The organism is Mesorhizobium sp. LNHC209A00 (genome assembly GCF_000502915.1).
Taxonomy (GTDB): domain Bacteria; phylum Pseudomonadota; class Alphaproteobacteria; order Rhizobiales; family Rhizobiaceae; genus Mesorhizobium.
On sequence record NZ_AYWT01000001.1, the window covers coordinates 612,947 to 628,747 of the forward strand.

The 15,801-nt window shown below is 64.6% G+C and carries 3 protein-coding genes and 1 pseudogene; 1 reads left to right on the forward strand and 3 read right to left on the reverse strand.

Features of this window, described 5'->3' with window-relative positions:
- Window positions 1-42 precede the first annotated feature (42 nt).
- The 3 genes from X739_RS162925 to X739_RS162915 all read right to left on the reverse strand — a co-directional run bounded on the left by X739_RS162925 (window position 43) and on the right by X739_RS162915 (window position 9,938).
- The gene (locus X739_RS162925; protein WP_023769592.1) at window positions 43-1,701 is read right to left on the reverse strand and encodes an ABC transporter substrate-binding protein; all 1,659 of its coding nucleotides are present in this window, start codon (window positions 1,699-1,701) and stop codon (window positions 43-45) included.
- Between the two features lie 252 nt (window positions 1,702-1,953).
- Window positions 1,954-8,007 (reverse strand): translocation/assembly module TamB domain-containing protein, encoded by a 6,054-nt coding sequence (locus X739_RS162920; protein ID WP_023792313.1) that lies wholly within the window; start codon window positions 8,005-8,007, stop codon window positions 1,954-1,956.
- 2 nt (window positions 8,008-8,009) lie between these two features.
- The gene (locus X739_RS162915) at window positions 8,010-9,938 is read right to left on the reverse strand and encodes an autotransporter assembly complex family protein (RefSeq protein WP_023792316.1); all 1,929 of its coding nucleotides are present in this window, start codon (window positions 9,936-9,938) and stop codon (window positions 8,010-8,012) included.
- A 280-nt stretch (window positions 9,939-10,218) separates the two neighbouring features.
- On the opposite strand from X739_RS162915, the pseudogene X739_RS01000000165760 reads away from it, so the two are divergent.
- Window positions 10,219-15,733 (forward strand): annotated as a pseudogene (locus X739_RS01000000165760) (alpha-2-macroglobulin family protein).
- Window positions 15,734-15,801: the final 68 nt, after the last annotated feature.

A 15,801-nucleotide genomic window follows, 5' to 3' on the forward strand; every position in this document is an offset into this window, starting at 1 on the left:
GAATATGAGGGACACGCGCCCCTCATATTCATCAAGCAGCAGTCACGCCTTGTCGAGCCAGACCTTGCCGAAATCGTGCTCGTAGGTGGGGTGCATCGAGTGGTTCTTCACCTCGGGCTTGATGTTGATGTAGAGCTTGCGCCAGTAAGGCTGGATGATGATGCCGGAATCCTGCAGCATCTGCTCGATATCCTTCATCACCACCTTGCGCTTCTCCGCATCAGCGACGCCGAGCGCCTCGTTGACTTTCTTGTCGAAGTCCGGATTGGCATAGGCCGTCTCGTTCCAGGCTTCGCCCGAGCGGTAGGCGATGGCGATGACCTGGATGCCAAGCGGACGCATGTTCCAGTTGGTCTCCGAGAATGGATACTTCGTCCAGTCGTTCCAGAAGGTCGAGCTCGGCAGCACGGTGCGCTTCACCTTGATGCCGGCTTCGCGCAACTGGGCCGCGATCGCGTCCGTGGTGTTCTTGTGGTAGTCCTCGTCGTTGCTGATCAGCTCGTGTTCGAAATCGATCACGCCGGCTTCCGTCAGCATCTGCTTGGCCTTGGCGACGTCGCGCTTGATCTTCGGCAGTTCGACATATTCCGGATGGATCGGCGCGACATGGTGGTTTTCGGCCGGCGTGCCGGCATTGCCGTAGCCGAGTTGCAGGACCACCGAATTGTCGACGGCCAGGCACATCGCCTGACGCACCTTCTGGTCGCCGTAAGGCTTGGCGTTTACGTTGAAGCGCGACACCACGGTAGCCGCGGTCACCACTTCCGAAGGCGGCGCGCCGACGTCCGCGATGATCTTTACGTAGTCGGCGGTCGTTTCGTGGTTGGTCTGCACTTCGCCCGATTCGAAGGCCGAAACGGTCGCGGCCGGATCGGTGCCGTAGTCGATGAACTCGACGCCGTCGAGGAAGGCTTCGCCCTGCCACCACTTGCCGGTCGTGCGGCGCTTGTAGACCACCTTCTGGCCGACATCATAGGAGACGAGCTCGAACGGACCAGTGCCGATCGGGCAGTTCTTGAAGTTGGCGCCCTTCTCGTCGAAGCTCTTGTGGACGACGAGGCCGGGATAGTCGCACAGGTTCGGGATGATGGCGATGTCGGGCTTCGACAGCTTCAGTTTCACGGTCATGTCGTCGACCTTGACGATCGACCCTTCGCGCAACTTCTTGGTCTTTTCGTCGACGAGGCTGCCGAGACGTCCCGGCATCGAGTTGCCTTCGGCTGATTTGTCGGCCCAGCGTGTGAAATTGTAGATCACGTCATCGGCCGTGAACTTGTCGCCATTGTTCCATTCGACGCCAGGCCGCACATGCAGCGTGTACTCGGTGGCGTCGTCGTTGATGTCCCAGCTTGCCAGCAGATATGGAGCGAATGTGTACTCCTTGGTGTATTTCACCAGCGGCTCGAGCGCCTGGCGCTGGGCGTTGGAAATCTCGGACCAGTCGGCGGTACGCGGATCCTTGGGATCCTTGACCGACATCGCCACTTTCAGCACGCCGCCCTTCTTGCCCTGGACGTCCTCGGCCTTGGCCGGGGTCGGAGCGGCAAGGCCGAGCAGGCCGTAGGCCATGGCGGTCGAGGCACCGAAGACGCTGGCGAGCGCGAGGAATTCGCGGCGATCGACTTTGCCCGACTTGGCTTCTTCGGCCATCGCCAGGATGTGATCCGGAACGCTGTCGCCGTTGCTCTTATAGATTGTCATGACTAACTCCCATTGTTGGCTTTCCGCCGATTAACATTCCGCATCCGGGCCATGATGTCAAAGACGGCATGGATTGGGAACATGTTAGCGAATGTGCAACTTTGAAAGGGGGGCAGTTCGCGTGATAGCGACAGTCTTGGCGCAAAATTGCTAGTGCGCCCAGATTTCGCCAAAATCTCTTCGAGCAATTAAATTGAGACATTCGCACTGGTTACGACAGCGCCAGTTATGGCCAGGATGAAGGCCAGGGCCTCAATATTCCTTCTCGTAGAAGATGCCGCCCTTGGCTTCACCGGCGTCCGTCGCCTCGCCGCGCAATTTGACGCCGCGCCCGACATTGAGGTCGATGGTCGCCTTGCCGGAACCCGGCTTGTCCCCCTTCTGGATGGTCACATAGGTGCGGTCGTTCAGGTACTTGCCGGCCGAGACCGCCGTGCCGCCCTTGTCGTCGGTGGTCACGTCGAGGTCGTCGACGCCGATGGCGCTGCGCAGGTTTTCCAGAAGAGACGTCGAACCGCCGACGCCGGCCAATTGTCCGGCGGCCTCGGCCAGCTGCGCGATCTGCAGCGGCGACAGGTTCGACATCGACCGCCCGAAGATGAGTTGCGCCAGCACCTCGTCCTCCGGCAGCGCCGGCACCGAACTGAAGTTGAATTTGGGATTGGTCGCCTCGCCCGACACGACGATGGTGACGGTCGCGCCGGTTGTCGTCGTTGTCGCCGTCAGGTTGAGATAAGGCACCAACGAACCTGAGAACCCGACCGTGCCTTCGGTGAAGGTCAGCCGCTTGCCAAGGATCGACAGCCGGCCGCGCTGCAAGGTGAAGGTGCCGACGGCTTGGGGCGACGAGGCCGGGCCGGTCAGCTTGAGCGAGCCGCCGAGTTCGGCGTCGACACCCCTGCCCTGGATGAAGATCTGGTTCGGCGCGTTGACCGTGACGTCGAGCGCAAGACCGCTGCCACCGCTCTTGCCGCTGGTCGTGGCCGGGCGCAGCGCCTTGTCCTGCGCCCTGACCGGGCCCGGCGCATTCTTGTGCTTGACGTCGAGCGCCGAGAGCGAGCCCGGCAACTTGTCCGGGACCGTGATGACGGTCTTGGCCAGGTTGACGGTGCCGGCAATCGCCGGTGCCGAAGTCAGCGGTCCCTTGATCGTCAGGTCGCCGCCAAGGTTGGCGGTCACCACGCGACCGTCCGTATAACGACCGTCCGCGAGCTTGATCGACAGGTCGGCCGGGAACCCTTGCGCCGGATTGATACCGACCGTGCCACTGGCCGACAGGCTGCCGCGCGTCGACAGTGTACCGGTCAGCCGGTTGATCCTGGCGACGCCGTTGCCGATCGAGACATCGAGGGCGATGTCGTTGACCGCGAGGCCCGAATTGGCATCGACCAAGCGTGCGCCGGACGCCCTCACCGTACCGCCGATGACGGGCGATTTCGCCGGGCCGCGCACCTGCACATTGACATTGGCGTTGCCGCTCAGCGACAGGCCCTGCGCGGCAAGCTTCTCGCTGAGGAGACCGAACGGCACCGCACCGTTGAAGTCGAGCGACAGCGCCGGCGTGCCTGCTGTCGTCACCGTGCCGCCGCCCTTGAGGCCAAGGCCGGCCCCGTCGCTGATATTGGCGTTGAAGGCCAGCTTGTTGCCGGCAAAGGTGCCGGTCGAGGAAACGCTCACCGCGCCGACGCCCGCGCCACGGGTCTGCGATGTCTGCACGCCCGCCGCGTCTATGTTGAAGGCAACGGCGGGGTTCGCCGGTGCGCCCGTCACCTTCACCGTGCCGGAGATGGAGCCCGCGGCATCGAGCCCGGGCGAAAAACCGTTGGCGAGCGACATCGGCACGCGCGCCAGCACCGCATTGATGTCGAGCGCCTGCCCGACCTTGCCGGTTACCGTCGCGGTGCCGCCGCCAAGGTTGAGCACCAGCCTGTCCAGCGTCGTCGTGCCATTGGCGATGCTGACGGTCGAGGCCTGGGCGATGGCCGCCTTGATGCCCTGGACGGTTGCCTGCCCCGAAGCGAGCTCGATCGTGGTGGTGCCGCCGGCCACCTTCACGCGGCCGGCTGCCTTGGCCGGAATGCCCTTGACCGTGGCGCCGCCGGAGAAGCCGGTCCAGTCGCCGTCGCGCCTGAGGTCCACGTCGATGCCGCTGATCACGGTGCCGCCCGATATAACCGTGTCGGCGCGGATCTTGCCGGAGACGACTGGCGCCGCAAGATAGTTTGCGATCAACGCATCGATGGAAACTGCCTTTGCCTGGAGATCGCCACGCGTGATCGAGGTGGTAGCCGCCTTGATGGCGACCTGGGGTGCCGCGCCATTACTGGAGAAGGCGATCGTGCCGCGAACGTCGCCTTCCGCCTTTTCCAGCGCCAGCGCGGCAAGTGGCCCGATGTCGGGGAGGTCGAGCGAAATTGTGCCTTCAGGCACGAACTTGTCGTCCAGCTCCAGATCGCCTGAGACGCGGTTCTTGCCCAGCGACAGCAGCAGTCCGTTGATGGCGCTCTTGCCGTTCGTCGTTGCCAGCACGGCACTCCCCTGCAGCGCCTGCCCGGCGACATTGCCGGTGAGTTGGACATTGGCCGCCGGATTGGCGGCATCGGCCTTGCCGGTAGCCGTGAGCTTTAACCCGGTGATCTCGCGCGATGCCACCGACAGCCCGTCGCTGTTGACGGTAAGCGACAGGTCGGGCGCCATGGCCGGCCCTTGCGCGCTCAGCGCGAAGGCGATGGCGCCCTTGGCATCCCTAGACAATGGCGAGATGTCGCTCAGCGTCCCCCTGATGTCGGCGGTCACCTTATTGTCGGCAAGGCTTGCCTGTCCGTCGGCGCTCAGCGCGCCGGAAGCCAGCTTCAATCCACCGATATGGAGATTGCCGTTGGGTTCGCGCTTCAGCGTGGCGCTTATCTGGGCGCGGTCGCCAAGCATGCCGCGTGCCGCCGTCGGCAAGGCCGACGATGGCGCATCCGCCTTCAGGTTGAGATCGATGGCACCGTCACGCAGCGATACCTGGCCGGCCACCTGGCTGCTCAGCGTATCGCTTTTCAGCGAGCCGCTGTCGATGGCCACGGTGTCGGCGCTCAGCCGGGCGCTGAGCGCGGCCGTGACCTTGCCGGCGATGAGCGGCGCAATCGTTGGATTGTCGAGCCCAACCTTGTCCACCGATACCTTTCCGGAAACCGGCCCGGCGCGATTCCGGAGATCGAATGCGTCCGAGTGCAGTGCCAGGGTCAGTCCGTCCACCTTCGCCGGGCTGGTGACGACCGAGGGCAGGATCACGGAAAGGTCCACTCGGGCATGCGTGCTTTCGCCCGCGATTTTGGCCGATACTGATCGGACCTCCATCTTGACGGGGCTCTCGGCGCTGCCGACCGTCAGCGGCAGGCTGGGGCCCGACGAGGTCAGATCGATCGCAAAATCGCTCGCGCCATTCGGATTGATGGTGCCTGTCGCCTGCCCGGAAACCTTGTCGCCGGACAGGGTTGCATGGTCGAGGGCGACGCCGCCGGCGATTGTGTAGCTGCCGGCCGCATCGACGGCGAGCGGTCCGAGCCCTGCCTGGCGGGTCTGGCTAGTCTCGGCACCGGCCAGTTTCGCGTTGAAACGGATGTCGGGAGTTGCCGGCGCTCCGCTCACTTCAGCGATACCGTCAAGCGTTCCCGTGGCATCCAGGCCAGGCGAAAACGCATTGGCAAGGGCCGCGGGCAAGGCGGATACCTGCGCCGCCAGATCGAGCGTCTCGCCAGCGCTGCCCGACAGCGCCACCCTGCCGCCGCCAATATCGAGCGCAAGCTTCTCGATCTTGGCCGTACCGTCGGCGATGGCCAGAGCCGACGGTTCGGCGATCGCCGCCTTGATGCCGCGAACGGTGGCCTCACCCGAGGCGATCTCGACGCTGGTGGTGCCCGCGGCGATCTTCACCCGGCCGGCAGCGGTCGCGGGAATGCCCGCTATGGTCGCGCCACCAGTGAAATCGGTCCAGTCGCCATCGCGCTTGAGGTCGACGCCGATGCCGCTGATTTCCGTGCTTCCCGAAGTGACCGCATCGGCCTTGATGGTGCCCGAGATCGCCGGCGCCTTGAGATAATTGGCGACCAGCGCATTGATGGCGATCGCTTTGGCGGTAACCTCGCCACGCGCGACCGACGTGCTCTTGGCATCGATGGCAATGGACGGTGCATCGCCGTCCTTGCTGAACAAGATGGTGCCGTTGATGTCGCCGGTCACCGCCTGGCCGGCGAGCGCGGCCAACTGGTCGATGGCAGGTGCGGCGAGCGTCAGCCTGCCCAAGGGCATGAACTTTTCGTCGAGCGCCAGGTCGCCCGAGACCTTGTTGTCGCCCAGCGACACCAGGAATCCATTGATCGAACGCTTGCCCTCGCTGGTCACCAGGGCCGCCTTCATGTCGAGCGGCTGGTCGTTGACGGCGCCGGTCAGCGAGACGTTGGCGGAAGGGTTCGTTATGTCGGCCTTGCCGCTCGCGGTCAGCTTGATGGCCTTTACCGTACGGCCCGAAGCGGTCAGGCTGTCGCTGTTGGCGCTAACGGTGAAATCCGGCGCGGTCATCGCGCCGCTTGCCGACAGCGCGAAATCGACCCCGCCGGCAACCGGCACGCCGACCGTCGGCGACAACACCGAAACGTCGCCCAATTTGCCCTTGATGTCGGCCTGGATGTCAGTGCCTTGCATGCTGGCCGTACCGCTGGCGCTGAGCGATCCTGAAGTGAGTTCGATGGAGTTCGCGGCGAAAGATCCCTGCGGATCGCGCGATGCCGTGGCCGAGAACTTCACCCGCCCGCCGAGTACCGAGGCTATCTGCTGGGGAAACGCGGTGGCCACGGCATCGGCATTCATTTTGAGCTGCATCGACATGTCGGCGAGCGCCACCGTCGCGGTCAGCGAGGCATTGACCGCATCGGAGCGCAGCGTACCCTGATCGATGGCAATGGCGTCCTTGCTGATTGAACCGGCCAGATCGACATTGACCTTGCCGGTGATCAGCGGCGCCAACGTCGCGACGTCGGTTTTCAGGCCGCCCGCCTCCAGCTTGACGGCAACCGGGCCGGCGCGGTTCTGAATATCGAACCCGTCGGAATGGATTTGCGCTGCCAGATCGTCCAGCCGCGTGCCGCCGGCGACGATCGAAACGAAGGAGGCGCCGATGTCGACGATCGGCGCCTTGCCGTCGCCGAAGGCGCGCGCGGTGGCGTTCTTGATCGCGAGCGTGATCGGCTGCGCCTTGCTGCCGACACTGATCACCACGGGCGGGCCCTTGGCGGCGAGTTCGACCGACAGGTCGCTGGCGCCGGCAGGATCGGCAATGCCGGAGGCGGTGCCGTGCACCGCATCGCTCTCGATGCTGGCCCGGTCGATGCTGATGCCGCCCGCCGACGTGGCGGTGCCCGCGACATCGAAGCTGGTCTTGCCGGCAAACAGCGGCTTCAGGTTTTCCGGCAGGAAACGCGCAAAATCGCCGTCGCCCTTCGCTTCGAGATGATTGCCCTTGTCGGTGAGCTGGTGACGCCCGGTGAGTTGGGTGACGATTCGATGATCGACGAGGAAGGTGGCGACACCGCTCCAGTTGGCAAGCGGCCCACTGCCCGAAACCACGATATCGACCGGTGGCGCATCGGGCAGCTTGAGCAGGTTGGCAATGATGCCGCCGGCCGGCTCCGACGCCTTGAGGTCGAGGTCCAGCTTGTTATCGGCGGGTGCGAAGTGGATCTTGGCGTCGACATTGCCCTGTTTGCCGTCGTGACGGGTGACGTTGAGCACCGTCTGGACCGCCAGTGGCGCGGCATCGGCCTTGAGCATTCCCTTGGCCGCCAGCTCGGCGATGCCGCTGCCGGCCAGTTGCTGGCCAAGCGCGATTTCCGGAAGCTCGATCTGCTTGATTTCGATGGAGACCGGCAGCGTCGTCGTGCCGCTCCGTGCGGGCGGCTGCGTACCGGCCACCGGCAGGCGTGCGAGTTCGACGCGATCGGCGGCGATGCGATCGGCGCTGAAGCTTTTGGACAAAAGGGCGGTCGGCGACCAGTCGACGGCCACCTTGCGCGCCACCAGCCAGGCGCCCTCACGGTCCTCGAGCACGACATGGTCGACGCTGAGATTACCCGACCAGATGCCGTCGATGCCGCTGACGGTGACCTTGCGGTCGTCGCTCGAAGCCAGCCGCGAAATGATGCCGGCGAGGTTGTCGCGCCCGCGCTCGGTCTTGGTCAGCACAACCAGCGCGCCGATCGCACCCGCGACCACGATCAGCAGCGTGTAAAGGACAATGCGAAGAATGCGCCAGACCGTCTTCATCGTCAGAACGCCTGTCCGATGCCGGCATAGATGCCGAAATGCGGATCACCTGGATCGCGGTTAAGCGGCACGGCCGCGTCGATGCGCAGCGGCCCGAACGGCGTGACGTAGCGCAGGCCGACACCGGCGCCGACCTTGACGTCGGAGAAGCTGGGAACCGACTTGGTCGACACAGTGCCGGCATCGACGAACGGCACGATGCCGATCGTGTCGGTGACGGCGATGCGCATCTCGACTGAAGTCTCGAAGAAGGACAGGCCGCCGATCGGCTGGCCCGTGAAGTCCTTCGGGCCGATGCCCTGATAGGCATAGCCGCGCACCGAACCGCCGCCGCCGGAATAAAAACGTCGGTCGGCCGGGACGTTCTGCAGCCCGGTACCGACGATCGAGCCTACGGCGACACGTTCGGCCAGCACGAATTTCGAGGCCGTGTCCAGCGACTGATAGGCCGACCCTTCGCCCTTCAGCTTGAGGAAGGCCGCACCGCTCAAAATATCGTAGCTCGGCTCGGCATAGGCCAGCAAACGGAAGCCGGTGGTCGGATTGAGCCGGTTGTCTCTGTTGTCATAGACATACTGCAGCGGAATGCTGGCGATCAGGTATTTGTGCTTGCCGAAGGCGTCGTGAATGCGCGAATAGTCGAGCGCGACCTCGGCTGACACGGTCTGCTTCTTGTCGAGTTCATAGGACAGGCCGGTGCTGCCCTTGACCGAGAAATGGTCATAGGCGTCGGGATGTTCCAGCACCGTCTTGACGCTGGCGAAGAACTTCGATGCCGGCCCGATGACGCCGGGTTTCTCGAACATGATGCCGGCATTGTAGTTCAGTTCGGACAGATTGTTGCTTCCGATGCCGCTGATGGCACCGTCGATGCGCAACTTTTCGGCACGGCCAAACAGGTTGCGATGGCCCCAGTAGCCCTCCAGGCCAAGCCCCTCGGTATTCGAGAATGTGCCGCCCAGCCCGAAATAACGCGGCTTGCGCTCGCTGACCTGGACGCCGATCGGGATGTTGCCGTCCGCATCGAGCTTGTCGGCTTCCTTGAAGGTGACACTGTTGAACACCTCGAGCGCCAGCAGCCTGTCGCGCGCGTCACTGATCTCCTGCGGCGAGTATTGCTTGCCGCGCTTCAACCCGGTCATGTATTCGGTGAAGTCGCGGTCGACCTTCTCGGTGCCTTCCACCGTGGTCGCGCCATAGCCGGCTACCGGGCCGGCCGCGACCGTCAGCGTCACGTCGAGCGTCGATGTGGCATGGTCGGCGACGATCTGCCGGTCGGTCACCCTGGCCAGCGGCCTGCCCTGCTCCTTCAGCGTCCGCACGATCAGCGCCTCTGCCTTGAGCACCGCGCCGGATCCGGCATCGCCGCCTGATATCAGCCCATAATCGGCGCTCATCAGCCCCGCCGCGTCGCCTTCCAGCCTGATGTTGCCGAGCGTGAATTTGGGGCCGGCTGAGATGGTGATCGCTACCGGGATGGGCTGCGGCCCCTTGAATTCGGCGTCCGGCGGCAATTCGTCGAGCGGCTTGCCGTCGATGGTGACGGTGACGACGCCTTCATAACGGGCATCGGCATAAAGGGCTGCGACCAGCTGTTCACGGTCGCTGCGTGCCTTGGCCATCAGCCCGAGCGAGCCCGAAACCGGTCGGTCCTCGTCGCTTTTCAGCGCCGAGGCGTTTTCGAGCTTCTTGACGAGGTCCTTGTCGGCATCGGGCGCGGAGATGGTCACCGCATAGCGCAGGGGATCGACAATGTCGGCGTCCTCGTCGCTGGACGATCCCCACAGCTTGATGCCGAAAAGCTCGAACGCGGCCGCGGACCCCGATTCGCAAAGCAGCGCCATCGAGCACATCATGGCCAAAGCCAGGGCGCGCGGAAGCACGCGCCCTGGCGCGATCCCTCCTGACATCTGCTCTTCATGCGCCGGCATTAAGACAACCTAGTTCGTAAAACTAAAATTGGAATGAAGTTCTGAAGCGCTCGTAAAGGGGCCACAATCCAATTGTCTGAAATAGGACGGGCTTGGAATTCACACCTTCTGCGTTTCCGCAAGAAAGCGTGATCCCCTTTGCCATGGAGGTTACTGTTCGCATACCGGTCCTTGGCCGGAAAATAAACCGTTGGCAGGCGGCACCTGCCGCGTTCGCGCGTTGACAAGCCCGACTGAAGCTTGATCATGCCCGGACGTCTGCAATTGTCTGGAGGGTGTAATGGCAATGCGCGCGGCTCGTGGTCTGTCGATTCTCGTCCTTTTTTTTCTTGCCTGGGGTAGCGTCGCGCAAGCGGCCGAGGCCCGGCGAATCGCGACGACGGACAATTCCGATTATTTCGGCTTCGATCTCCGGTCCGACCAGAACGTCACGCTCGACCAGTGCAAGACGACATGCCTCGGCGATCCGGCCTGCCGCGCCTTCACCTACAACACCAAGGCAAAATGGTGCTTTCTCAAATCCGATTATAACCAGTTGAAATCCTTCACCGGCGCGATCGCCGGCAAGGTCGTCAACATAGACGGCGATCCCGATATCGGCGCGCCGCCGGAACTCGCCTTCTTCCCCAACTGGATGGCCGACCAGGCCCAGCAATACCGCAACAAGCTGCTCGGCCCGGCCTTCGACAAGCCGACAGAGGGCATGGCGGCGCTGACCAATGCCGCCGAACAGGCCGTGTTGACCGGCGACCATCGCTCCGCCATGCAGAAATACGAGGCCGCGGTCTCGGTCATGCCTGACGATGGCCAGCTCTGGCTCAAGCTGGCGCGCGAAACGCTGGCCGTGCAGCCTGCCGCCAACACCTCCGAAGCCTCGACTTTGCCGGCAAACGGCACGTCGGCCGCGTTCAACGCCTATAAGCTGCTGCGCACCACCAAGACTCGCGCCGAAGTGCTGGCGCTGCTCGGCGACGGTCTCGATAAGCGCGATCTCTACCGGCCGGCGCTGCAGGCCTATGAGGCCAGCCTTGCGCTGGAAGGCTCGCCCGCGGTCCAGGCCGACTATGCCGATCTGAAAGCCCGCAAAGGGTTCCGCGTTGTCGATCACAGCATCGATGCCGACACCAGCGCGCCGCGCATCTGCGCGCAATTCTCCGAGAATCTAGCCAAGACCGGCGTCGACTACGCGCAGTTCGTCACCGTCGACAACGCGCCGCCAAAAGGCGTCGAGGCCAAGGACAAGCAGATCTGCGTCGAAGGCCTGGAGCATGGCCAGCACTACGACGTCACCTTCCGCGCCGGCCTGCCGGCCGCGATCGGCGAAGTGACCGCCGCCCCAGTGGTGCTGTCGATCTATGTGCAGGACCGCGCGCCGTCCGCCCGCTTCACCGGCGACAGCTTCGTGCTGCCGGCCGGCGCGCGCCGCGGCATCCCGGTCGTCACCGTCAACATGAACGCCGCCGAAATGAAGCTCTACCGCATCGGCGACCGTTCGCTGGCGCAGCTTCTGTCGGGCTATCAGTTCCTGCACCAGCTCGACGGCTATGACATCTCCAACATCTCCGAGCAGATGGGCGCGCCGGTCTGGCAGGGCCAGCTCGACATCGGCAACGACCTCAACAAGGAAGTCACCACCTCCTTCCCGGTCGACGAAGCGCTGCCGCAGCGCAAGCCCGGCGTCTATGTGCTGACCGCGCAGCCCGTCAACGACAAGAGCGACGACTACGGTTCGCTGGCCACGCAGTGGTTCGTCGTCTCCGACATCGGCTTGTCGACCTATACCGGCCAGGACGGGCTCAATGTCTTTGCCCGTTCGCTAGGCAGCGCCAAGCCGATTGCCGGCGCCGAATTGACGCTCGTTGCCAGGAACAACGAGGTTCTCGGCACCGCGACGTCGGATGCCGACGGCCATGCCGTCTTCAACCCTGGCCTGACGCGCGGTGACGGCGGGATGGTGCCGGCCGTGCTGATGGCCAAGCAGGGCGACAATGATTTCGTCTTCCTCGACATGGCCAAGGCCGGCTTCGACCTGTCCGACCGCGGCGTCACCGGACGCGCGGCACCAGGCGCGCTCGACGTCTATGCCTGGACCGAGCGCGGCATCTACCGCGCCGGCGAGGACGTCCATGTCGCCGCCCTTGCCCGCGATGGTGCGGCCAAGGCGGTCGAGAACCTGCCGCTGACCTTCATCTTCTCGCGCCCCGATGGCGTCGAGGACCGCCGCATCGTCAGTGACGGCGCATCGGCCGGCGGCCATGCCGTCGACCTGCCCCTCGAACCCAACGCCATGCGCGGCACCTGGTCGGTGTCGATCCATACCGACCCCAAGCAGCCGGCGGTGGCAAGCCAGATGTTCCTGGTCGAGGACTTCGTGCCGGATCGCATCGAATTCGACATGAAGGCCGACAAGCAGGAGATTGCGCGGGGCGAAACCGCCAACATCAACATTGACGGCCGCTTCCTCTATGGCGCGCCGGCGGCGGGCCTTGCGCTGGAAGGCGAGCTGACGCTGTCGACCTCTCGTGACTGGGACCGCTTCCCCGACTTTTCCTTCGGCCTCGCCGACGAGCAGTCGTCGGAGCCGACGGTCACGCCGCTCACCGACCTGCCGGTGGTAGGCGATGACGGCAAGGCGACCTTCCCTGTTACCGTCGACCAGTTGCCCTCGACCACCAAGTTGGTCGACGGCAAGGTGACGGTGCGCATGCGCGAAACCGGCGGCCGCGCCATCGAGCGCTCGCTCAACATCGGCATCCGCCCGCAAGGCCACATGATCGGCATCCGTCCGGATTTCGCCGATGGTGAGGTGCCGCAGGGCGGCACCGCCAAGTTCAGCCTGATCGCCGTCGATCCCGACGGCAAGCGCGAGGCGCTGAAAGCCGCGCAGTGGACACTGGTCAAGGTCGAACGGAACTACCAGTGGTATCGCTCCAACAATTCCTGGAACTACGAGCCGGTCTCCTTCACCAAGTCGATTGCCAACGGCCAGGTCGACCTCGGCGCCGACGGCGACGCAACCGTCTCCGTGCCGGTCGATTGGGGCCAGTACCGGCTCGAGGTCGAGACATCCGATCCCGAGGGGCCGGCGACCAGCTATGAGTTCGACGCCGGCTGGTATGTCGCCTCGACGACCACCGAAACGCCCGACGGCCTGGAGATCGCCCTCGACAAGGACAATTACGCCGCGGGCGAGGTTGCCAAGCTGAAAATCTCGCCGCATTTTGCCGGCGAACTTCTCGTCAACATCGGTTCCGACAAGCTGTTGAAGACCATCACGGCGACCGTGCCGGCCGGCGGCAGCACCGTCGACATTCCGGTCGGCGACGATTGGGGCGCCGGCGCCTATGTCACGGCCACCCTGTTCCGGCCGGGCGATACGCAGGAAACGCGCATGCCGGCCCGCGCCATCGGCGTGAAATGGCTGACGGTCGATCCGGGCGCCAAGAAGCTCGCCATCACCCTGACGCCGCCCGACAAGACCGTGCCGCGCCAGCAACTGTCGGTCCCGGTTTCCGTGGCCGGCGTGCAGCCGGGCACGAACGCCTATGTCACGGTTGCCGCCGTCGACGTCGGCATCCTCAACCTGACCAACTACAAGGCGCCAGACCCGGAGAACTGGTTCTTCGGCCAGCGCATGCTGGGCATGGAGATCCGTGACATCTACGGCCGCCTGATCGATGGCTCGCTGGGCACCACCGGCAAGCTCCGGACCGGCGGCGACGGCGCCAATATGCAGGCGCAGGGCAGCCCGCCCACCGAAAAGCTGGTCGCCTTCTTCTCCGGCATCGTCCAGCTCGACGCCGACGGCAAGGCGCGGATCGACTTCGATATCCCGCAGTTCAACGGCACCGTGCGGGTCATGGCCGTCGCCTGGACCAAGGAAGCGGTCGGCCATGCCCAGGCGGACGTGATCGTGCGCGATCCCATAGTGATTACCGCCGGCCTGCCGCGCTTTCTGGCGCCTGGCGACAACGCCGTCATGCGCCTCGACGTGGCCGACACCGATGGCCCGGCCGGCGACTATGCGCTGTCGATCGATACGACGGGCGACCTGTCGACCGGCGACAAGCCCCTGCCCCAGAAGCTGACGCTCGCACACGGCAAGCGCCAGACGCTTACCGTGCCGCTGATCGCCAGGACGGCGGGCAATGCCTCGCTCACCATCAAGCTGGCGCACGCCGACGGCACCAAGGTCGAGCAGACGCTCTATGTGCCGGTGCGCCCGGCGCAATTGCCGGTCACCACGCGCCTTGTGGTCGACCTCAAGGGCAATGGCGGCGCGCTGCGCATCGACAAGGAACTCTTGGCGGCCAACCTGCTCGACGGCGCTTCGGTCAGTGTCGGCGTTTCGCAGGCGGCGGCCTTCGACGTGCCCTCGCTGCTGATGACGCTCGATCGCTATCCCTATGGCTGCGCCGAGCAGACCACCAGCCGCGCCATGCCGCTTCNCCGAGCAGACCCCCAGCCGCGCCATGCCGCTTCTCTACGTCAACGAGATGGCATCCGGCGTCGGCATGGAAAGTGATCCGGACCTGCACGGCCGCATTCAGGATGCGATCTACAAAGTCCTGAGCTACCAATCCTCGAGCGGCAGCTTCGGCCTGTGGGGTCCGGGCTCCGGCGACCCGTGGCTCGACGCGTATGTCAGCGAATTCCTGACCAGGGCGCGGGAGCAGAAATACGACGTGCCGGCTCTCGCGATGAACCAGGCACTCAACAACCTGCAGAACTCGCTCGGCTACGACCAGAGCGTACAGGACCGCGGCAGCGAGATCGCCTACGCGCTCTATGTGCTCGCCCGCAACAAGAAGGCCTCGATCGGCGATCTGCGCTATTACGCAGACACGCAGCTCGAAGCCTTCTCGAGCCCGATGGCCGTTGCCCAGCTGGCGGCCAGCCTGGCGCTCTATGGCGACGCGCAGCGTTCGGAGGCGACGTTCAAGACCGCGCTGCAGCTCGCCAAATCGAGCACGGACTACGATTGGTACCGCTCCGACTACGGTTCGGCGTTGCGTGACGGCGCGGCCATGCTGTCGCTGGCGGCGGAATCAAAGCCCGTATCGACCATCGTGCCCGAGCTGATCAAACTGGTGACCAGGGAACGCGCCGAAGCGCGCTGGACCAGCACCCAGGATGATTCCTGGATGCTGCTGGCGGCGCGCGCGCTGAAGGAAGGCAACGACTCCATCGCGCTGACCGTCAATGGCGCGCCGCATTCGGGTGGTTATTCCAACCGAGTCAACGGCTCTGAACTGGTCGACAGCCCGCTGGAAGTCGCCAACACCGGCAAGACCCCGCTGCAGGCCGTCGTCACCACCGTGGCGTCGCCGATCCAGCCCTTGCCGGCCGGCGGTGACGGCTTCACCATCAGCCGCACCTACTACAAGCTAGACGGCACCGAAGCCAACGTGACCGAGGCTACCCAGAACGAACGCTATGTCGTCGTGCTCAAGGTCACCGAGCAGAACAGCTGGCCGTCGCGCCTGCTGGTCACCGACCTGTTGCCGGCCGGTTTCGAGATCGACAATCCAGGCCTCGTCTCCAGCGCCCAGTTGACGAACTTCTCCTGGCTGGCACAGACCGACGCCGCGCATCTGGAATTCCGCGGCGACCGGTTCGTCGCGGCATTCAACCCGGCCGATGGCGACCATGACCACAATCTGACGCTTGCCTATGTCGTGCGCGCCGTGACGCCGGGTACCTACGCCCATCCGGCGGCAACGGTTGAGGACATGTACCGTCCGCAATATTCAGCCCGCACCGCCACCGGCATGATGGAGATCAAGGCACCGTAAGGCGATGCTGGCGAATATGAACAGGACGACGGCGCTGCCCCTCATCCGCCTGCCGGCACCTTCTCCCC

Coding starts and splice junctions, on each gene's coding strand:
- X739_RS162925 (WP_023769592.1), bottom strand. CDS start 1,701: ATGACAATCTATAAGAGCAACGGCGACAGCGTTCCGGATCACATCCTG.
- X739_RS162920 (WP_023792313.1), bottom strand. CDS start 8,007: ATGAAGACGGTCTGGCGCATTCTTCGCATTGTCCTTTACACGCTGCTG.
- X739_RS162915 (WP_023792316.1), bottom strand. CDS start 9,938: ATGCCGGCGCATGAAGAGCAGATGTCAGGAGGGATCGCGCCAGGGCGC.